We start from the raw sequence: 24,360 nt of genomic DNA on the forward strand, positions 1-24,360 counted from the left end.
TCTAAATTCCCGGGAGCTTTTGTTCCCGGTTTTTCTTATGAAAACTGTTTCTAAACTTCTTTTATTACTAGGAATTACCTTTGTTTCGGCCTGTACACAGGATGAAGATCTGGTGATACCCAAGCAAGAAATCCATTATTATTTACCTGAGTTATCTTCCACACTACAGGTTACTGGATTTCCTCAGCCTGAGCGGAATATCCTCTCAGTAGAAGGAGTTGAATTAGGAAAAAAATTATTCTTTGACCCAAATATTTCTGGCAATGGAAAAGTTTCCTGTGCAAGCTGTCATAAGACAGAATTAGCATTTTCTGACGGAATTAGCTTAACTAATCAAGGAGTTTCTGGAAATACTTTGCATCGCCATTCTCCTGTTATTTTCAATATAGCATGGCAGGAAGACGGTCTGTTTTGGGATGGAGGAGCACATGATTTGGAATCTCTGAATTTTGGGCCTCTTACACATCCAGATGAAATGGGAGCAGATCTCAATTCAATAATAACCTATCTAGAAAATGATCCTGAATACAAGAAACAGTTTGATTTAGTTTTCGAAGAAGAACAGATTCAAAGCGCTACCCTTTCTCGGGCTATTAGTCAATATGTAAGATCTCTTATTTCGCAGGATTCAAAATTCGACCATTGGAAAAAGCAAGAAGCTTCCTTTACGGAGTTTGAACTGAGAGGCTATCAGCTTTTTCAACAAAACTGTTCAAACTGTCACAAAGAAGGCCTTTTCACAGATGAAGCGTATCATAACAATGGATTAGATCAAACTTACCCAGATCCACCTGGTCTGGAAGGATTATATCTTGGAAGGTATAGAATCACGTCAAACCCTGAAGATCTGGGAGCATACAAAACTCCTACACTACGGAATATTGCATTAAGCGCACCTTATATGCACGACGGAAGGTTTGCAACTTTGGAAGAAGTCCTAGATCATTATCAATATGGAATCAAAATTAATGAATCATTGGATCCCCAACTCAAAGAAGGTATTCATTTCAATGAATCTGAAAGAAAAGCCCTAATTGCATTTTTAGGCACACTTACAGATTCTTCTTTTATTCAAAAACATCATCGCCAAATCAACTGATGAAATCAACACACAAAAAATTATTCTTTCTAAGTTTTACCTGTTTTTCATTTCTAGGAATTCAGAAAAGCCATGCCTGTGATAGCTGTAATTTCTTCGAATATAGCTTGCTCCAAAACAAAAGTTATTTTGGGCTTTTCTACAGATACCGGGGATTTAATGATTATAAAAGTTATACAGCAGTCTCGCCAAACGGACAATCAATTATTAATTACCCTCAACAGCTTTCATTAGGATTTACCCCCGTCGATTACCCAACAATTATGCATGAACCTGAGGGAAATAATCTATATGTCAGCAAGTCAAAAGAAGATTTCGAAACATATCAAACAATAGAGGTCAGAGGTAATATCACGATTAAAAACAAGTGGAATTTAACTGCAGTCTTACCTTATGAGTTTAACAAGATTTATTATCAAGAGTATCTTGACCTTCCAAAGCCAAGTCGGGACACAACTTTATTTGTACAAGGTTGGGGAGATCTAAAGCTAGCTGGTGACTACATCTGGCTGATTTATAAACAAAAGGCTCGACATACAATCCGTCCTGGTATCGCAATTAATTTGCCAACTGGACAAGCATTAGTAAAATCAACCAACGAAGCAAATTCCTATTATGATCCTATAATTCAGCCGGGGAAGGGTGCATTTGCATTTATTCCAAGAATAAATTATCAGTGGTTTTTGACCAACCAGGGAATAAATGCTGGGGCAAGTTACCAGCTCAGCACAGAAGGTGCCCAAAATTACCAAATGGGAAAAAGCTTTAATGCATATGGAATTTATTTCCATCAGTTCAACGCGGCCGAAAACTTACTTTTAGCCCCAAATGCAGGCTTTTATTATGAAGGTTCAGATAAAGATTTGTGGGTTAATGAAAAACAAGATCTAACGGGTGGAAAAATACTGTTTGCCCAAATAGGGCTTGACCTTAATATCACTCAAACTACTTTTAATTTGGTTTACCAGTATCCAATTAGTCAAAAGCTAAATGGTAACCAAATATTAAATGATCATAGAATAAGTGTTGGATTAACACGAAGTTTTAAACTCTAAATAGTTAATACGTAAAAGGCAAGCTCATTCCTAAGCTCACCTTTTTTTGTAGTTGGTTCTTTCTTAATACTATTTCGACTTTTCAAATTAAACCTAATTGGCTTATTATTTGAAATTCGTCTTCCCAATTCTTAATTCCGTTCTTCTATTTAGTTGGTGCATGGCGGGGGTACAAGTAATCTCATTGCAATTATGGATCGGGCGGCTCTCTCCAAACCAAGTTTCCTCTATTCTATTTTCTTCAATACCTCGGTGAAGAAGATATGATTTCACTGCCTCTGCTCTTCTTTCTGAAAGCTTTTGGTTGTAATTATCTTCACCTCGTTGATCGGCATGTCCTTCAATATAAAGTCTCAGATTCGGCATACGCTTTAACATGATGGCAGTTCTTTCCAATTCCTTTTTATGAATGCTTCTCAGCATACTTTTATCAAAATCGAAATATACAGTGGGTATTTGCGCAATTACATCCTGAATCTGCTTAAACAATTCCTCTGGATCACAAAAATCTGACCCTTTCATCTCCTCAGGAATCTCATATTGTTTGGTAGTATCAGAGAATGCTTCCAAAATCAATTCTGATCTTCTGTTTAATTGCTGCTCTGAATCTGCACATGCTACGCCATCTCCACAATCATTTACCAAGTTCTTTTCCCCAAACCATTCCAATCTTATTCTACTGGCTGAAACACTATGTTTTGCCATATAGTCTGTTACCGCTTTAGCCCGATCTTTAGACAAGGTCATATTATACTCATCGCTTGCACGAGCGTCAGTATATGAACTTACAAGAAGGTCTAAGAATGAATATCGATTCATCAGTTCGGCTAGCTTATCTAATATTGGCTTAGCATCTTCTCTGATTAGAAATTTATCTAAATCATAGTATACAATATCTACATAAACCGGTAATTTATATGGGATAGGAATTAGTTTATATTCCTTTTTCAAGGTATCTCCAACAAAACCTCTAGTGGTGATTTCCTCATCTGTTATGCTAAAGTATCCTGATTTGGAAATCTTGATTCCAAAGTCACTCTCAGGTTCCAAATCAGCAAGCAGAACTCCTTCAGCTCCTATAGAAGTTTGTACTTCTATATCTTGAGATTTATTTCTTAAAGTTGTTTCATAAGGATCATTTATCAAGATTCCTTCACAATCTACTACACGAGCTAAAAAACGCTTATAAATCTCTTCAACACTATAAATATCATCCAGCCCTATACCACCTTTTCTGTTGGAAGAGAGATAAACTTCTGGTTTCATTCCTTCTTTTATCACTTCTATATAAGCAAAGTCATCAGCCACAGAATTCACAGGAGCACCCATATTCCTCACATTATCAATGCTGTTTTCAGAATAGTCTGCCACGAAGATATCCATTCCGCCCATCCCCTTATGACCTGTCGAACTAAAATAAAACTTACTGTCCTCACGAAATGCATGTGATTCATTTCCTACGGTATTCACTTCAGGGCCTAAATTCACCGGGCTACTAAAGTTCATATTATCATCATATGCTGAATAATATAGATCATAGCCTCCAATACCCCCGGGCATGTTTGAGGTAAAATATAAACGTTTGGATTCCTCATCTATATAAGGATTCATCACTGCATACCCAATAGAATCATTAAAAGGGACGGGAGTAAATCCCTCCAATTCTCCATCCTCATTAACCCTGCTGTAATAGATTTCAGGCTGAACAGTAATATTTCGGTTTTTCTTAACTTTTTTGATGCCTCTTGTGACAGAATAAAACAAAATACCAGCTTCCTTAGCATAGTTCGGGTCCGAAAAATTATAGGTATTAGGAATGTTAGAGGCTACTTCCTTCACTTCCCCATCCGTATTTTGTCGATATACGCTTAGATATTCGCGTCCCGTATAATTTTGTTTCTCTTCGCTAAAAATCTTATTCCTGCCATCTATCCTAATTGCCGGCATCTCATCTATGTAAGTTCCTCCCCTATCAGAGACAAAATATTTGTTTCCTTCAGAATCCAGGGTAATTCCAAAATCAGACTCGGTAGAATTCAATCCTTCTACTCCTGTAAGCTTCACTTTTCTCGGACTTTGAATTTTTAAAAGTTCCTCAACTTGGATGCTATCAGCCCCTATTCCTTTGGCACCTAAAATGTCCCGAGCCTCAGATAGCTGGTCGGTTAATTGGGCATAGCGCAAAAATTGTATAAAATCCCCTGGAGTAGATTCTTCATAATCTACTACTTTCTTCCACCATAAATAGGTATTGTCATAGTCCCGGAGAAGCTCATAGGTCTGAGCCGTCTTTTTAGCAGTTGGGTATTCTGGCTTCTGTTCGTATGCCTCTTGATAGAGCTCTATCGCAGTCTTATAATTCTGTTCTAAAATAAGAGAATCTGCATAGCGTATTTTGCTTTTTTGAGCCTTTAGTGTTCCAGTCATTCCAAAGATCAACAAGGAAGCAATGCTCAGAATCATCCATATGTTTTTCGTCTTTAGAACCATCTTTGATTATTCATTATTGCTTTTCTTGGAATCATGTAAAAGCCTACAGATAACTCATGGGAGTTGTTCTTATAATCACTGAGGACATTTAAACTATGATCATATGCATACCCCAGTCTCAGTCTTTCCGTCACAAAGATCTCTATAATTGCCGCAACCGCATTCCTTTGGTTTAGATTCTCGGGAAGGTTATTTTTTCCCAGCTTCATATTCGACCGGAAACTCCCTCCCAGCCAGATTCGGTCATAAAACAAAAACATTGCGTTCAAATCATAATTTATAGGTGATCCTTTCATCTCCCTGATCAGAAAGCTCGGCTTTAACCTGACATTGCTTGCTAAATCAAACATATAGCCGGCCGTAAGGTAATAGTGGAAATCATGGTATGCCAAAGCAACATCTTCTCTCTCCAATGACTTTTTTCCGATCATATTGAATACACTGAATCCTGCATAAAACCTATCGTTATGGAAAAACAAACCCGTATTCAGATTCGGTGTAAACAGGTTAATTGTACCCATCGGTATCTCTGAATCCGGAAAATCATTTGGATCCAACAGGTCCCCGTCGATCGAATACTCACTCACACCGGCACTCACACCCAGTCCTAGCCAACTCTTCTTGCCCGTCTGGATTCGGTATGCATAAGTCAATAATCCACTTGTCGTACGTGTAGGACCCAGATTATCACTTAACAGGGAAAAGCCAAAACCCATTTTTCCTTCATTGGCAGCAAAATCAGCAGTTACAGTGAACGTCTCAGGTGCCCCGGGGAAATTTATCCATTGGCTCCGGTAGGTACTTTGGATATAGGGCTCCCCCTTATATCCAGCATATCCAGGATTGATGTGCAGCCCATTAAACATGTACTGGCTGAACTGAGGAAGTTGCTGTCCAAAAGTCGAACCCGCACCGGTCAAAAAAGCCAGCACCAAAGCAATTCCCGTAATTTTAAAAACTATTCTCATAACGATTTTAGTTATTCCCCTTGATTACCTGAATCCATCCCTGGAAGACAAAGCGCTCACCTACGGAGTTCTTGGCAGTAAACACATAGAAATATGTCCCAGCATTAAGCCCTGTTGCAGACCAGTCATTCTGGTAGTTTTCTACTGACAGTACAATATCGCCCAGTCTATTGAAAATAACCAGCTTGTTCTCTACAAACTTATTCAATCCATTTATCTCAAACTCGTCATTTAGCCCATCAGAATTAGGCGTAATGACATTTGGCACTCTAAAGGCTTTTATTTCATCCGTAACAGCAGACTGATTATTACCCGAATCAGTATCTACCCCATCAGAAAGAACTGAAGCAGAATTTGTTATCAAACCAGGATTCCCAGCTCTAACTTTGATACGAATCAGAACCTCTGCTTTAGCTGGTAAGATAGGAATCTCCCAAGAAAGCGTGCTGCCCGATACACTCGGAGTCACTACTATTTGCGGATCACTTACCCGTACAACTTCTTCGCTTACTCGCTGTACTCCACCTGGCAACTCGTCACGCACTAGGACGTTTCTAGCAGAAATATCACCTATATTTTGGATCAACACTTCATATTCAAATTCATCCCCTTCATAGATCTCAGTGACCAAAGTTGACTTCTGAATGGCCAAATCAACTCGGTCATCTTCCAGCTCTAAAGAAATAATGGCCTCATCCCAAATCTCAGGAGAATCCTTCTCACTAAGCCTATAGACTAATTCGTATGTTCCCGGTTCATTTAGGCCCGGAATTAAAATCAAGTTCCCGTCATTATCAAAACTTGCACCGATCAAATTACCTGGATCACGAATTTCAAGAATTACCTCAGTTGGATTAGGAATAATGCCATTTACCAGATCATTTGCCAATACATTCCCAACACTTCCAGTGAAACTCAACGGGAATATTCCAAAATCATCGTCATTGGCAACAATTTCAGTGCGTAAATACCTTGAGGTAGCAAATCCATTTACCTCTATCAGGTCCGTTCCTAAATAAACACCTTTAGCAATAGCTGTATTCGTAAAGAATCCTCTATCGATGTCTTCCTGAGTTATGGTATAGGCTGTCTCAACGGTGATCAATTCACCCACATTCAATTCGTCGATAGTCTCTCTCAATCCGGTAACAGGATCTTCTAGGATAATATCTTGAAGTGTAATATTTCCTGTGTTCCCAAGAGTCAATTGATACGTAAGAACATCGCCGACCTTTTTAAATTCTGTTTTATCAACTGTCTTTACTAATTCGGCATCGGGGTTAATCAACGCAAAACTTACCGCAATCGCATCCGCGGTCAGCACCGTCTGGTTCGGATCCGTACCCGTCACGCTGCCCGTGTTCAGCACCTGACCCGCATCCACATCGGTCTGCAGGGTCGTGTAGGTCGTCGTCAACGTCTGGCTCTGGCCTGGGCTCAGTGTACCCACATTCTGGGTGAGGCCCGTCAACGGATCGGTTACCGTCACGTTGTCCAGGGTCTCATTGCCCGTGTTCTCCACCGTCAGCGTATAGGTCAACACCTCGCCTGCCTGGCTGTATTCCTTCTTGTCCACCGACTTGATCAATGCGATGCCCGGATTCTGTACCGCCGTAGCCGTCGCACTGCCTGTTGCCGTCTGAACCTGCTGGTTCGGATCCGTGGCTGTCGCCGTGGCCGTATTCACTACCTGCCCGTTGTCCAGGTCTGACTGGGTCACGGTATACTGCTCGTTCAACGTCAAGGTCTTGCCCGGTGTAAGCGTGGTAAAGGTCTGGCTCAGATTCGTCAGCGGATCATTGACCGTGATGCCGCTCAAGGTGACGTTACCACTGTTGGTCGCCTTTATGGTATAGGTCAATACGTCGCCAACCTGGTCATAGGTGCCCGGTATTACCGCCTTGCTTAGCGTGATGCCCGGGGTCTGTACCGCATTGGACACCGTCTGTGCATCCGCGGTCAGCACCGTCTGGTTCGGATCCGTACCCGTCACGCTGCCCGTGTTCAGCACCTGACCCGCATCCACGTCTGCCTGGCTCACCGTGTAGCCCGTTGTTACTGTCTGATTCTGGCCCGGAGTCAGCGTGCCCACATTCTGGGTGAGGCCCGTCAACGGATCGGTTACCGTCACGTTGTCCAGGGTCTCATTGCCCGTGTTCTCCACCGTCAGCGTATAGGTCAACACCTCGCCTGCCTGGCTGTATTCCTTCTTGTCCACCGACTTGATCAATGCGATGCCCGGATTCTGTACCGCCGTAGCCGTCGCACTGCCTGTTGCCGTCTGAACCTGCTGGTTCGGATCCGTGGCTGTCGCCGTAGCCGTATTCACTACCTGCCCGTTGTCCAGGTCTGACTGGGTCACGGTATACTGCTCGTTCAACGTCAAGGTCTTGCCCGGTGCAAGCGTGGTAAAGGTCTGGCTCAGATTCGTCAGCGGATCATTGACCGTGATGCCGCTCAAGGTGACGTTACCACTGTTGGTCGCCTTTATGGTATAGGTCAATACGTCGCCAACCTGGTCATAGGTGCCCGGTATTACCGCCTTGCTTAGCGTGATGCCCGGGGTCTGTACCGCATTGGACACCGTCTGTGCATCCGCGGTCAGCACCGTCTGGTTCGGATCCGTACCCGTCACGCTGCCCGTGTTCAGCACCTGACCCGCATCCACGTCTGCCTGGCTCACCGTGTAGCCCGTTGTTACTGTCTGATTCTGGCCCGGAGTCAGCGTGCCCACATTCTGGGTGAGGCCCGTCAACGGATCGGTTACCGTCACGTTGTCCAGGGTCTCATTGCCCGTGTTCTCCACCGTCAGCGTATAGGTCAACACCTCGCCTGCCTGGCTGTATTCCTTCTTGTCCACCGACTTGATCAATGCGATGCCCGGATTCTGTACCGCCGTAGCCGTCGCACTGCCTGTTGCCGTCTGAACCTGCTGGTTCGGATCCGTGGCTGTCGCCGTAGCCGTATTCACTACCTGCCCGTTGTCCAGGTCTGACTGGGTCACGGTATACTGCTCGTTCAACGTCAAGGTCTTGCCCGGTGCAAGCGTGGTAAAGGTCTGGCTCAGATTCGTCAGCGGATCATTGACCGTGATGCCGCTCAAGGTGACGTTACCACTGTTGGTCGCCTTTATGGTATAGGTCAATACGTCGCCAACCTGGTCATAGGTGCCCGGTATTACCGCCTTGCTTAGCGTGATGCCCGGGGTCTGTACCGCATTGGACACCGTCTGTGCATCCGCGGTCAGCACCGTCTGGTTCGGATCCGTACCCGTCACGCTGCCCGTGTTCAGCACCTGACCCGCATCCACGTCTGCCTGGCTCACCGTGTAGCCCGTTGTTACTGTCTGATTCTGGCCCGGAGTCAGCGTGCCCACATTCTGGGTGAGGCCCGTCAACGGATCGGTTACCGTCACGTTGTCCAGGGTCTCATTGCCCGTGTTCTCTACTGTCAGCGTATAGGTCAACACATCGCCAACCTTTGTATAAGAAGTAGGATTTACTGTTTTGGTAAGTTGGATACCTGGATTTTGAATAGCTGTGACAGTAGCATTAGACGAAGTAGCCAGGCTACCTCCATTAGTATCCTGACCACTTACGGTTGCCGTGTTCACTACCTGGCCCGCATCCAAATCTCCTTGAAGGATGGAATAGCCAGTGGAAATAGTGACAGATTCTCCTGGAATCAAATCACTCAGCGCTTGATTCAAATTGGTCAACGGATCCGTTACTGTCAAACTACTTAATGTAACATTTCCTGAATTGGTAATTATGAGCTCATAATCAATCACTTCACCCAAAGAAGAGTATTCTGGCTGAGAAGGCGTCTTGGAAATAGAAATACCCGGGGTTTGTACCGCGTTGATTCTGACAGAATCTATGCTATTCTCAAGGGTGCTGAACGGATCAGTACCTTTTGCCTCAGCTATATTCAATATAAATCCAGCATCCAAATCAGCCTGAGTGACCGTATAATTTCTGGCAATCGTAATTACCTGACCCGGATCTATGGTGTTCGCAAATTGAGTTAATCCAAGTTTCGGATCGCTGATGGCAATTGTGTTGAGCGTGGTATTTCCGGTATTTTCTACCTTGATTTCATATGGGACCAATTCACCCAATTGACCAAATCCGGTGGCCGTTGTTGTTTTTTCCAGGGTAATGCCTGAATTGATCAGTGCATTCGCCAAGGAAGTGGCGCCAGCAGTCAAGGTCTGATTGTTAGGATCAATTCCTGAAACTGTTGCGGTATTGGTAATGACCCCTAGATCAATATCCGATTGAGTGACTGAATAAGAAGTGGTCAAACTACTACTCTGTCCTGGTGTCAAAGTTCCAATAGCCTGATTAAGACCTGTGAGCGGATCAACTACCGTCACATTGGTCAGGGTTTCATTTCCGGTATTTTCAACGATCAACTCAAATTCTACTACATCGCCTGGTGTGCTATAGGTGCCCGGAGCAATGGTGGTCTTGATCAGTCCAATACCTGGATTTTGAACTGCAAAAGCCGTAGCAGAGGTAGTGGCCTGAACTGCCAAACCATTAGGATCCGTGCCTGAAACATTGGCTGTATTGATTACCTGCCCTGCATCGATATCCGCCTGCGTAATGGTATATTTTTCAGTAACAGTCACTTTCTGGCTTGGCAGCAGGGCAGGAATGGTCTGATTGGTATTGGTCAAAGGATCGCTAACCGTTACATTGGTCAAAGTCAAATTGCCTGAATTCGTAACCACTATTTGATAGGTAATCACATCTCCTACCTGATCATAGTCAATTGGTGTGGCTGTTTTTGTGACTAAAATGGCCGCATTTTGATTGGCTGTCGCAATAGACTGTGCAGTGGATTCAACCTTGATATTTGAAGGGTCAAATCCTGTAACTGTCGCCGAATTATTGATCTGACCTGCGTCCAAATCAGCTTGTGTAGCAGTGTAAGACGTGGAAATGGTTGAAGATTGGCCCGGTGTCAAAGTACCTAAGGATTGACTTAATCCTGTCAATGGATCTACAACCTTGACTTTAAATAAGGTCTCATTCCCAGTATTGGTGACAAGCAATGTAAAGTCAATCACATCCCCGACCTGATTATAGATCGGTGTTTTCGTCGTTTTTACAAGGTTAATTCCCGGATTTTGAACGGCTGTGACTGTAGCAGTTGCATCATCCTGAACGGTTCCCCCTGCCGGACTTGCGGCAGTTACAGTAGCTGTATTCACCACTTGTCCGCCATCGATATCCTGCTGAGTAATGGTATAGCTCTCATTTAGGGTTAGTGTCTTCTTTGGATTCAATATTCCAAGATTTCTATCCAACCCAGTCAATGGATCAATCACACGAATATTGTTCACCGTGACATTGCCGGTATTTGTTACCTTGAGAACATATCGGATCACATCCCCAATCTGGCTATAGGTACTTGGAGTAGCTGATTTTGTGATTTCAACAGCGGCGTTAACAGTCGCCGTTATTGTTGCAGTTTGGCTATCAGAAACAGATACTCCACCAGGAGCTGATGCCTCCACAATCCCTGTATTCACAAACTGTCCTTTGTTAAGATCTTGCTGCGTTACAGAATAAGTAGTAGAAATGCTGCTAGACTGTCCTGGTGCCAAAGTGCTGACTGTCTGGTTCAGTCCAGTCAAAGGATCCTTGATGACTACATTCGTCAAGGTCACATTTCCGGTATTCTCCACTAACAAATCAAACGTAATGGATTCTCCATTTTGAGAATAGGTGGATTGGCTTGGGGTTTTGGTCAAGGAAACAGAAGGACTTTGAATGGCCGTAGCCTGTGATCCTGTATTGGCCTGTACAGTCTGATTAGAAGGATCGGTACCGGACACTGATGCCGTATTCACAACCTTTCCTGCATCCAAATCTGTTTGAGTCACTGTATAGGATGTGGTAATCAATTGGCTCTGGGCCGGGATGAGGGTTCCTATATTTTGATTCAAACTGGTCAGAGGATCTACCACTGTGACATTGGTCAGGGTCTCATTTCCTGTATTGGTCACTTCTATTTTAAATTCCACTACATCTCCAACAGCACCATAGGTTGGAGTTGTTGTAGTCTTCTTCAATCCAATTCCTGGGTTCTGAACCGCATCCACTTTTGCATTTGCGGTAGCTGATACTTTTTGAGATTTGGGATCCAGAGCCTGGGCGTTAGCCGTATTGAGTACAAATCCCCGATCAATGTCTTGCTGGGAGATGGTAAACACTTCGGTTAGTGTTTTAGAGGCCCCTACAGCAAGGGTACCCAAATTGACATTGAAGCCGGTCAAAGGATCGGTCACTATAGTACTGGTGAGCGTGACGTTTCCGGTATTTTTCACTACCAACTGATACGTGATCACGTCACCTACCTGATCAAAGATGCTCGGTGTGGCAGTCTTTGTCAATTCCAAATTAGGTTTTTGATCAGCAGACACCGTGACACTTGCCGTACTACTTGCAGGATTTCCTAGAGGATCTACTCCTGACACCGTAACTGTATTTGCAACCTTTCCAGCATTGATATCAGCCTGTGTAATCTGATATTTTTCTGTGATCGTAACTTTCTGACCCGGTGCCAGATTACCCAAATTCTGGTTGGTATTGGTCAATGGATCAACTGCAAGGACATTGGTTAAGGTGACATTACCAGAATTCGTTACTTCTATCCTATAAGTAATCAAATCTCCCACTTGGTCATAGGTACTTACATCCGCTGCTTTGGTCACTTTTATAGCCGGCTTTTGTGCCGCTGGCGTAACTACCTGGTCTGAGTCCTGAACTGTCAGATTGCCAAAGGTTGAAGCATTAACAGTAGCTACATTGGTCACACTTCCTAAATCCAAATCTGATTGTTGGATATTGTAAGAAGTCGTAATGGTTCGGGATTGTCCGGGATCAATATTCTGAACCGCCTGATCCAATCCTGTCAACGGATCCGTCAAGCGAATATTGGTCAAGGTCACATTGCCATTGTTGGTAACTACGAGCTGATAATTAAGCGTGGTACCTACAGCTCCAAATGTCTTGGTTAGGTCCACTTTATCCAGCTTCACATTTGCTTGGGTAGTAGCGAGGATAATCACAGCATCCTGAGCAGATACGGTTCTAGCTTGAGGTGTACTTTCGACCCCTTGAACAAATGCTACATTTTGGAACTGTCCTGCGTCAATATCGGCCTGAGAAACAGTATAGGACGTAGGAATCATTGTAGAAGCTCCAGGAGCCAGACTTCCTAAATCCAAATTGATAATACCAGTCAAACCATCTGTCAATCGAATATTATCAATGGTAACCGTTCCGGTATTGGTTACTGTGAGTTCAAAATCCAATACATCTCCTGCTGTGTCATAGGTTTTTTGAACAGCTGTCTTTTCCAATTTTAGTGCTCCTACCCCTGCAATGGTAATGGTATTGCTATCAGTCGTAGTGACAGTAGAATTATCAGGAGCGGTACCGGACGCAGTGGCAACATTGACTATCCGAAGAGCATCCACATCTGCCTGGGTGAGCGTGTAAGTCGTAGAGAACTGTGCGGCCTGATTTGGCGCCAGCGTGCCTACCACTTGATTAAATGGAATTCTTGGGTCATCAATCACAACATTATTCAAGGTGACGTTTCCAATATTTGCTACCTGGAAGTTGTAAGTAACTACCTCACCGGCGACATTGAACAAGTTGGTATTGGCAACTTTTCGAAGTTCCAAAGCTTTTCTTTGCAAAGCTGGAAGACGAAGAGAACCTGAATCTTGAACTTGGGTAGCAAAAGGATCCTGACCAGATACAGAAGCAATATTTACAATTTCCCCAGCATCCAAATCTGCTTGGGTTACCTGATAATTGGCAACTATTACCGCAGTATTCCCAGGAAGTAAGGAAATTCCCGGATTGGAAGTGAAGTTTATTTTAGGATCTGTCACGATCACATTGGATAAGGTGACATTACCGGTATTTTCTACTGCAAAAGTATAGGTGATCTGTTCTCCTAAAGTCTGGAAGTTTTGCTTATTGGCTGTCTTGGTGATGGATATACTTGGTGTAGACACCGCCGATACGGTTGCCGTAGCTTGACCATTCAAGGTATTGGAATTAGGGTCAGTGGCTTCCAAAATTGCTACATTGACTACTGAACCCGCATCCAAATCAGCCTGCTTGATCGAATAGCTTCCCGTCAAAGTCTGGGTAGCACCCGGTGCCAAATTCCCTAAGTTTTGATTGATCGAGACAAGCGGATCCTGTACCGTTACATTATCCAGACTCACATTGCCGGTATTGGTCACAATCAGCTCATAATTCAACACATCCCCCACTGCGCTGTAGCTTGAGGTCAATGCCTTTTTCTGAATGTCTATAGATGGATTCTGTACCGCATTCAGGGTAATCGAAGACTGCTGATTAAGCGGTGTTCCAACTGGTGGAGAGGCGATCACTGTCGCGGTGTTCGTCAAGGTACCTGCATCCAACTCAGCTTGGGTAATCAGATGGCTGCTTGTGATGGTTCGGCTTTGGCTTGGCGCCAACTCTCCGATATTGGAATTCAACCCGGTCAAAGGATCTGTGACAATCACATTTTTCAAGGTCACATTCCCCGCATTGCTCACATTCAATTCATAATTGATCACTTCTCCGAGTGAATCGTATTCCGTTTTGTCGGCAGCTTTTGTGAAGCTCAACTGAGGAGTTTGCGTAGCCGTCGCCGTAAAGCTATCCTGCGTTTGCTGGGTTTGACCGGCGGGGTCAAGAGCAGTTGCTGTTGCCGTATTCACAATGGATCCACGATCAATATCCTGCTGGGTCACCGTGTAGGTCTCAGAGATTGAGACTGTCTGATTCGGTGCCAAACTAGCTGAAACGGTTTGATTGGTATTAGTCAACGGATCCACGATCTGCACATCCGTTAAAGTGACATTTCCGCTATTCCTTACCTCAAGTGTGTAGGTGATCGTTTCCCCGACATTGCTGTAGGAGGCAGGTGAGCCTGTTTTGCTCAGTGAAATCGAAGGGTTTTGATTTCCTTGAATTGTAGCTCGAGCAAGTTCTGACACATCAGTTCCTAAAGGATCGGTACCAGTGACTGCTGCTATATTTTCAAAAAATCCCCGGTCTACATCTGCCTGCTGCACCGAGTAGGTAGCGTCCAGTGTCACTACTTGACCAGGAGAAACCGTCCCTATATTTGGATTGACCACCGTAGCTAATGGGTCAGACACCACCACATTATTCAACGTGACGTTTCCTGCATTTTCAACAATAAGTTGATAGCTCAACACGTCCCCCAATGCGTCAAAATCAGCAGTTTGAGCAACTTTGGTGAATATGAGCGCATCCCGTACTTTCGCTACGGACAATGCACGATCCTGTGCATTTACCGGAGTAGCCTGTGGAGTGCTTTCCACTCCGGTCACAGAAGCGATATTAACAACCTGCCCTGCATCCAGATCTGCCTGCTGAATGATATAGGAAGTAGGAATCACCGAGCTACTCTGTCCCGGATTCAAGGTGCCAACGTTAACATTCAGGCTGGTTAAGTTATCCGTGACCACCACATTATCAATGGTCACATTGCCTACATTGGTCACCGTGATCTCAAAATCAATCGCCTCTCCTACTTGGGTATAGGTCTGATCCAATGCTACCTTATTGATATCCAGTGCGCCTTTATCCACGGCAGTCACTGCAGCCTGATCTGTAGCGGTTACTGATTTCCCAAGAGGAGAAGTCGCCGTTGCAGTAGCTGTGTTGACAAACCCCTGGTCGTTGATATCAGATTGGGTAAGAGTATAGTTATGGGTAATCGTGGCGGCCTGTCCAGGAGCCAAGTCCGAAACGGCCTGATTAAAGCTGATCCTTGGATCGTCCAATACAATATTGGAAAGGGTCACATTCCCGGTATTGGTCAATTCAAAGGTATAAGTCACCACTTCTCCTGCATTTACAAATACCGTCGGATTGGCTGTCTTTTCCAGATCAAGTGCTGCCGCGATCTTCGCACGAACGGTATGAGTATCAGTTGAGGTGACCTGAGTATTGGAGGGGTCTTCTCCTGATACCGTGGCGGTATTCACTATTTCCCCCGCATCCAAATCCGCCTGGGTCACCGTGTAGGTAGTGGTATATGTATTCACTCCGCCTGGGGACAAGGAGAACGGAGTCCCTGAACTGAAGCCAGTCAGGTTATCCTGTACTTCCAGCTGATCCAGCGTCACATTTCCTGTATTCTCCACACGTATTGTGTAAGTAATTACTTCTCCCGGCAACTCAAACGTGGACTTATCTGCAGTTTTGGTCAGAAGGACACTTGGATTGGACTGTGCAGTGAGCGTATCCGAATCCGTGACGTCCGACAGACTTGGAGCTCCTGAAGGTACCGTTCCTGAGGCGGTGGCGGTATTGACAATCGTTCCGCCATCGATATCCGCCTGGGTTACCGTATAGGTGGCAGTGTATATAAAGCTTTCTCCCGGACTCAGAATATTGTCCGCAGGACTGAGGCTTTCGGATTGAAGCACCGGTGAAGGAGACACCTTGTTGTCGGTTAAGGAAACTCCGGTAATAGACACATTCCCTGTATTGGTCAGGGTAAAGGTGAAGGCAATCACCTCTCCTACTTTAGAATAGGTCGATTTATCCGAGGTTTTGCTCAGGCTCCAAGTTGGACTTTGTCGTGCCGTAACCCTTGCCGTGTCCGTTGCCGAAGGAAGTACTCCGTTCGGTCCTTCCGTACTGGCTGTTGCAGTATTAATAAACTCCCCTCTATCTAGGTCAGCCTGAGTGACTTTATAATTGCCTGATACTACCACGCTGTCTCCCGGTGCAATCGCCTGGGGAATGTTTTGGTTCAAGCCCAGCAGCGGATCCGAAATCGTCGAATTGCTCAACGTCACATTTCCCGTATTTGTCAGAATCAGCTGGTAGGTGATCGGATCATTTACAGAACTATAGGTTGGAGTCAAAGCCTTCTTCTCAAAGCTGAAAGATGGGGTCTGGACTGCTGTGATGGTGGTAGAGTCTCGAACAGAAGGAGGAGGTCCTGCCGCAGAGTTTCCATTTATTCTCGCGGTATTGGTGAAGAACCCTCGATCCAGATCTGCTTGGGTTGTCTTATTGATAATGGCATAGGTCCAAGTCTCCCCTGGATTCAAAATACCATCTTGTGTAGAACTATTTCCACCTAAATCTGGCGCCCTGTTGAGTGTTTCATCAAAAACATCAACAGATGTAATATTCACATTGCCGGTATTAGTTACCAGAAACAGATAAAGAATCGGCTCTCCCACGCGATCGAAAGAAGTAACCCTAGCTGATTTATCCAGCGTCCAGGAAGGATTTTGCACCGCCGGAACAGTCACGGAATTGCTGGTGGCCGGAGTCAACGTACCCCCTGCTGGTGTCCCAGTAGCCATAGCCGTATTGGTGTAGCTGCCTGCCTCGATATCGGCTTGGGTTACTGTATAGGAACCCGAAAAAGCCCAGGTTTCATTTGGGCTTAACACATGATCATTTCCCTTATCAGAGCTTGCTGTAAGGTTTGGACCAATGGATAACATGGGATCAGAAAGATTAATACCAGAAATGGAAACATTTCCGGTATTGACCAGTGAAAATGCATAATTAATCACATCCCCTTCCTGATCATAAGTAGTTTCCAAGCTGGCCTTATTGGTCTTCCAACTTGGGGATTGAACCGCATTGATAACTATGGTATTTGAAACTGCGTCCGACAAAGTACCCCCAGCTGGTGTGCCAGATGCTGTAGCTGTATTAGTAATACTACCTGCATCAATATCTGCTTGGCTCACACCATAAACCGCACTATAAGTCCAGCTTTCACCCACATCCAAAACACCAGGATTGGAAGTATCCCCTGTGATAGTTTGCGATAAATTGACTTTCGAATCTGTCAGTGACACTGAAGAGATGGAAACATTTCCCGTATTTGCCAATACCAGTTCATAATTGATGAAATCTGTGGTAGTTGAATAGCTTGATTCGGTAGCAGATTTGGTCAGTTCCCAATCAGGAGTCTGTGTAGCTGGAACGGTAACGGAATTGGAATTCACTTCCGGCATTGAACCGACAGCGATGGTATTGCCATTTGCAGTTGCAGTATTTGTAATAAAACCTTGGTCCAAATCTGACTGGGTCGCAGTGTAGGATCCAGTATAAATCCAGATTTCACCTGGATTCAAAATTCCTGGATTCACTACATCTCCACCTGTTTTGGTTAAATTAGGAATCAAAGGATCCGAGACTGTAACTCCTATGATCCTGAGGTTGCCCGTATTTTCTAATTCCAATTGATATGGAATCACCTCTCCGGCAGATGAAAAACTTGTTGAGCCACTAGACTTGGATAGGGTCCAAGTCTTTTGCTGATCAGCGTTAATTACTACTGTATTAGAATTTTCTAGTAAATCCGCCTGTCCAGGCACAGCCACTTGTGACCTCGCTGTATTAGATATACTTCCTCTATCAATATCTACTTGAACTACCGTATAAGACGGGGTATATACCCAGGTTTCTCCTGGATTTAATTTTCCATCATTATTGACATCTGATCCAGGATTAGGGGTCTGCGAGAGAGTAGGAAACTTTGGATCCTGCACATAGGTACCATTTACCATATCCAATGTCACATTCCCGGTATTGCTAAGCTCCAATCTATAGTCTATCACTTGACCTACCCGATCAAAAACAGCCTCAGCACTGGTAATGGATTTGACCAAAGTAATAGCTGGATTGATATCCGCAGTTGCCGTCACTGTATTGGAAACTGCATCATCCAATGACCCTGCAACTGGAGTACCAGTGGCCGTAGCTGTATTGGAATAACTGCCTGCATCAATATCTGCCTGACTCACCACATAAGTGGCTGTGTAGATCCAAGTTTCTCCTGGTTCTAATACAGAAGGAAAACCCACATCTCCAGATTCCAAAACAATGTTTGAGGAGATATTTGGGTCATCGATGTTTACTGAAATAATGTCGACATTTCCTGTATTTTCTAATTCTAATGTATAATCAAGGATATCTCCAACGGCATTATACTGTGGAGTTGTAGTTGATTTAGTTAGTGTCCAAGAAGGATTAAAAAGTCCAGTAGCAAACGTAAATACCGCTCCATCGACAAGATTTACCCCATTAAAAATCAATTTTGGACTCCCGAAAGAATCAGGATTAATTATCTGGACATTGCCAGTGGTGAAGTCTCCATCTCCATCATTATCAATCAGCAGTCGATAGTTATTAAGATCAGTGGTACCACCAGAGAAAGTAAGGCCGTTGAAGTCGAACTCTAGGTCCAAAGTACCTACATCACCCGTGTGTTGGACTTTCCATTCTCTCCCTAATCGGAACATATCCAATCCCACAGGTAGATCTGAACTCGTTTCAGATAGACCCCCATTGTCATGACCAATCATTAAAAAATCTCCATCATCTAATGATGAAGGACTCGCTAAAATAATATTCCCTTTTCCGGATTGACCTGTTCCATCTCCACTACCCGTGTTGATGCTATTACTTGCTGTTTGATTCAAACCTTCCGAATCTTCTCGCCCAATACCAAATACATCATTCCAATAGTTTGTATTATCCCAAACCGCAGTGGGTGTTCCTCCTCCTGAAGGAATTACATAGGCACCAATGCTAGGATCGAGAGTAATTCCATATTTTATGGCGAGGTACGATTCTACCTCTTGCTTTTCAGCTGAGGATAAAGAAAAAGGATATAGAATTATTTCAGCCAGCTCACCGCTAAAATGCGTATAGACACTGCCAGAGGCATTTATTGCCCCGCCTACCAAAGGGGTTATTTGCACATCGGCAAAATCTCCGGTACCAGAATTAAAAGCTGTTGACGCACCATTAATTCTAAAGGAGCTTGCTGGGTTGGTTGGCGATACATCAGTATTAGCAATGTGAAAGGTACCTCCTTGCGTGAATTGATAGTTGTTTTGAACTGCTCCATCGGAAACTGTAACAAACTGGTTATTTGCACCCAATAAAAACCCTCGTGGATAGGTAGAACCTGGGGTTGTCGAACTAATGATAGAGCCATGGTTACTATTTGCTGCATCTTTATAAACGGCAAATGATTCAACTGCTGTTAAGGCGGTATTTCCTTCCAGACGGTTAGGAGGAGCAGTATTTGTTGCTGCTGCAGAATTATCAAAGCCGACTATTGGATTAAAGTTGATGGCATTTTCTTCATAAGTTGGTGTACCCACCACGGTAAAGGCATTAATTCCGGTTTGATCAGACCATCCCGTAACTTGATTGCTCCCGTTTCTGCTGACACCATTGTTTGCCTCAAGCCACAAAATATCATTACCTGCACCCGGAGAAGGTACGCTGGTGATAATTGTAAACACGTACAAATCCTGAAGGTCAAGATCATTAAAGATGAGTGTGGTATTTCCACCTAAACTGCTGGCATCAGCTTGTATAATCGTGGGTTGTCCTGTGGTAAAATCGCCATCCTGATCCGTATCAATCAATAAGCGATAACTGCTCGGCACAATTCCAGAGTAACCTAAACCATTAATGTCAAACGTCAAATCTACATCCCCTACATCCCCTGTTTCTCTTACTAACCACTGACGCCCAATGCGTGTAAAGCCACTTAAACTGGCAGGCAATTGATCACCAGGTGTCAAAGGATCGAGAGTTGCATTGTCGTGACCAACCAAAAGATAGTCACCATCTTCAAGGCTACTAGGATTTCTTAGTACAATGCTACCGGTTCCGTTTTGTCCTGTACCATCTCCGCTACCGGTGTTGATACTGTTGGATTGGGTTTGGTTAAGATCGCTGGCGTCATCCTTACCGATGCCGAAAATGTCATATTTATAAGTATCATCCGCAGTCCAAACCTCAGTGCCACTAGATGAAGTATAAGCAACTGCATCGGTATTATCTCCAAGGCTGATTCCATATTTGATAGCCAGGTAAGATTGTACTTTGTTTCGGTCGGCTGCAGAAAGCAATGAAGGATAAAGGACTATTTCTGCAATATCAACAGTTGAATACCCACCATTATAGAACGCAAAATTTAGAGCATTACCTGAGGCTTGATCAACATAACTTGCACCACTTGTTGTGCTTGACGGCCCTCCGTTTAATTGCAGATCAAATGTAGAGCCCGAGCTGGCTGTGCTTGCAGCAAGATCGACCAAGGCCACTTGTCCCGCACTTACCGTTCCCACTGGGTTTACGGTTTGGTTCTGTTGTACCAACGCGCCTGCGGAATTTCCACCTACAGCCCATGCAGAGGTTCCATCAGAATAATTGAATACCACTTGCGTGCTGCCAATTTGCCTGAAAACGACAAACTGAGTTCCAACATCAAATCCACCTTCCGAACCCAGAATTGAACTTGCAATAGTTGGAGTAGCCAATGCCTCAGTATTTGAGGAATTAAAAGAAATGGAAGGATTAAAGTTTATTTGCGCACTTGTAGATGTATTGTTAAATGTAGGTGAATTAGCACCTGAACGAGTGGTAGCATTTGCAGCAGTACCCAAAACACCTTGGTTAGCCCAAGTAAAGGTGCCGGTTGTCACACCCTCATCTGCTTTGTACCAAAGGTTTGTTCCAATTACTCCTCCTGGAATTTTATCCAAAATGGAAATGATTAGTGTGGAATTAAATCCATCTCCATTGGAGTCCCCAAATTCAACATCTCCAGAAACACTTGCCACAGACAATTCCAAAATACGGTTCTCGTTGGTAGTCATACTACCCAACATTTCGACAGGAATTGGTATGGAGTCTACTGCTGAATAATCCCCGGGAGGGATAGTGATTGTTTTCTGTGCGAAACTATAGTCCACCCCCTCTACGGCGGTGGAAGAGGGATCAGCCTGAAAGGTAATCGTACTATTCGTTGTGACTCTACCATTTAAAATGATATAGGGTCTGTAGCTGTTATCAAATTTGCTAACCGAAGTACTGGATAGGTTGAATTCAGCGATGGCATTTAGCCCAATCCGGATATTATCCAAAAAGTTACCCGCACCGCCTGTTGCCGGAGCAGTAGCTTCAAATCCTATCTGGTAAACTCCTGTGGCTCCTGTAAAGGTATAAGTTCCCCTTGGTGCATCCCAAGTACTGGTGCTCGAGGCAGTGTTGGTATCGATAGTTTCAAGTTTGGTCGTTCCATCCTGACTATAAATAGAATATTCAACAGTTTGGGTACCCACCCCGCTGCGTTGCTTATGATGGTAGCTCCATTCAAAGCTTTCACCATTAACAAGATATACTGTTTGATATAGTCTGGAAGGTTGAACAGCATTCAACTCAACAAAATAATTCCCTTCTTGGGACGCTACACCTTGGAAACCAGTTCGCCAAGATTCAATAGGAGATTCTTTTCCACCAGCTGGAGGATGATTTGTAAACCACCCATCGATTTCTGGGTTCGTTGCGGCTTGCGACTCTAGTTGGGCAAAAGTCCCATGGGTCAATGGAACTCCTCCTGGTCCATTCTCGAACGAAGGATTGACAATTACTCGATTTACAATTCCACCTGAACCAACGGCATCAGGACTATCTGTTATTATGGAAAATACTGCTCCATCAGGCAAATCAACCCCAATAAACTTGACATTATTAGCAGAAACTATCCCTGAACCGAGAACCGTAGGAGTTCCCGTAGAAAAATCCCCATCTCCATCAGGATCAATTATTAGCTTAAAATCCGAAGCCTGGGTGGCAGAAATTAAAATACCGTCCAGATTAAAGTTTAAATCTACTACACCTACATCTCCATCACGATCTGCTATCCAATTCCGTCCAATTCGCTTAGATCCATCCAAACCAGCAGGAAGATTCGTGGTATTCTCAACAAGGGCTCCATTATCATGCCCGAAAGTCAAAAACTCATCCTGGGTATCATTCGAGGATGGATTATTGACCGTGAGTATACTGGATTGAGCCTCGTTTATGGTTCTCAATCCGGTACAAGCGGATGCAAAAGCTCCGATCCCAGAAATATCGTTGGGAAAGGACGCAGAATGATCAAAATTAGAGGCTAAGTCATAATAATCGCGACCATATTTAGACCCCAGGTAGTCATTCACTTGCTCTATTTCACAAGGCGTTAAGGACCTTGGATAGACGATGATTTCTGCAATTTTAGAATCATAAAAGCTACCTCCATTTCTGTTCACCCCTATTCTATAAGAATTAAAACCAAGGGCTGCGCCCAAACTTGCCTGGTTCTGAAGTACCCCATCGGAATAGGTCTCGAGATTGGTACCCGTTTGTCTTACGGCAAAGAGGTCCAACTCCTGGTTAATAGGTCCAAATGCCAGACTGGCTTGATTACTTCTTACCTGAAAATTACCTGTCCCAGCCACATAATCTATTTGAAAGCTATTGGCTTGTCCAGCGGCATTCCAGGAAGAGAAAAAGGCATCGAAGTCTTGAGGGTTGGTACTCTCTCCTTCCAAAACAATAAATAAGGTAAAATCCCCTACGTAATCTGCCGATAGTATTTTTCCCAGAGATTCGCTGTTGGCTTTGTCAAATCGCAGCGCAGCATTTCCGTTAAATTGATTATTCAAATAGGATGGAGGATTTACCCCTCCCTGCGAAATACCTGATGTAGTAACATCATTCCCGTTTCCTGACTTATCTTTCCAAACCGTGACATCGGTATCATCGGCTGGATTATTAGCTGTATTTTCATCCGCATCCGGATCAGATGCATCCAGCCATAGCTCCGCCCCACCTACACCTCCTGGAGCTTTAAGGGTGGTGAATGTTTTTTCGGAACCAAAGGAATCACCAGAAACATTGGTGGATTTTAAACGATAGTAATAGGTTGTTTCGGGTTTGAGACCAAGCAAGGTCGCTTGCACCGAAATAGCAGAACTACCAAACCCAGTGGATGGAGTAGCTGCTGCCGTTTGCCCATAGGCAGGGGTTTCTCCATATTCGAATGAAAAAGTGGAAGATGTTCCTTGAGGATTAACTTCTCCGGTTATTGTAGCCCCCCCAGAGGTAACCACAATTGGATCACCCGTAGTTACTGAACCCAAAGCTCCGGCAATTTCCCCTGCTGATAACGGTGCATCCCAAAGCCTGATATTTCTGACAGAGCCACCTGAGGTATGCTCGGTAGCTGTTTGATCATTCATAAAAAACCGAAACTCTCGACTACCATTTACATCTCTCGGCACTGCGGCAGATTGGGTATCCTGAGTATTATAAACCTCAGTTACGGTTCCGTCACTTTCTACTACATATACGATGATCGCTCCAGAAGCATTCCTTGTTAATACAAAATCATAGAACGTATTTAGGGCATAGGTAATGGCTGTATTTTTCCCAAATGGGAAAAACTCCAAATTGTTATTTTGAAAATAGAGACCATTATCATCTGTAGGCCCCTTAAAGGATAAGATTTTTTTGTACCCTGGTCCCGTCTCAGCAAATGAGATCCTAAAACCAATCGAATAACTATTGGGGTCTGGTAACTGATCTGTTAATAATTCTAGTCCTCCACCTGGACTACTGGGCTGGGTCCAATTCCAACTGTTGGGATTTGATCCAAAAGAAGAAGAAGCTACATTAAATGGGGTAAGGGATACCCCAGTAGATTTCGAGTCATTAAGGTTGTTATTAAACTCAAAATTGTGAATGAGATTTTGCGAAAATCCCTGAAAGGAAATCAACAACCCCAAAAAAGCTCCAAAAAGTGAGTTCTGTAAATTTTTTACCATAAACAGTTTTATATAAACTAA

The 24,360-nt window shown here is 44.0% G+C and carries 5 protein-coding genes; 2 read left to right on the top strand and 3 right to left on the bottom strand.

All coding sequences use genetic code 11. From position 1 onward, the window contains the following. Window positions 1-37: 37 nt before the first annotated feature. A complete protein-coding gene (locus AAGF08_RS00135; RefSeq protein ID WP_343508843.1) occupies window positions 38-1,099 on the top strand; it encodes a cytochrome c peroxidase in 1,062 nt (353 codons plus the stop codon). Beyond that, the gene (locus AAGF08_RS00140) at window positions 1,099-2,154 is read left to right on the top strand and encodes a hypothetical protein (RefSeq protein WP_343508844.1); all 1,056 of its coding nucleotides are present in this window, start codon (window positions 1,099-1,101) and stop codon (window positions 2,152-2,154) included. The genes AAGF08_RS00135 and AAGF08_RS00140 overlap by 1 nt, the downstream gene beginning before the upstream one ends. 105 nt (window positions 2,155-2,259) lie before the next feature. On the opposite strand, the gene AAGF08_RS00145 is transcribed toward AAGF08_RS00140, so the two are convergent. The 3 genes from AAGF08_RS00145 to AAGF08_RS00155 are packed head-to-tail and all read right to left on the bottom strand — an operon-like array spanning window position 2,260 to window position 24,339. After that, window positions 2,260-4,617 (bottom strand): OmpA family protein, encoded by a 2,358-nt coding sequence (locus tag AAGF08_RS00145; RefSeq protein WP_343508845.1) that lies wholly within the window; start codon window positions 4,615-4,617, stop codon window positions 2,260-2,262. A 17-nt stretch (window positions 4,618-4,634) separates the two neighbouring features. After that, the gene (locus tag AAGF08_RS00150) at window positions 4,635-5,612 is read right to left on the bottom strand and encodes a type IX secretion system membrane protein PorP/SprF (protein ID WP_343508846.1); all 978 of its coding nucleotides are present in this window, start codon (window positions 5,610-5,612) and stop codon (window positions 4,635-4,637) included. A 7-nt stretch (window positions 5,613-5,619) separates the two neighbouring features. Next, complete coding sequence (locus AAGF08_RS00155) at window positions 5,620-24,339, bottom strand: gliding motility-associated C-terminal domain-containing protein (RefSeq protein WP_343508847.1); 18,720 nt, start codon at window positions 24,337-24,339, stop codon at window positions 5,620-5,622. Between the last annotated feature and the right edge of the window lie 21 nt (window positions 24,340-24,360).

The organism is Algoriphagus sp. SE2 (assembly GCF_039563885.1).
Lineage (GTDB): Bacteria > Bacteroidota > Bacteroidia > Cytophagales > Cyclobacteriaceae > Algoriphagus.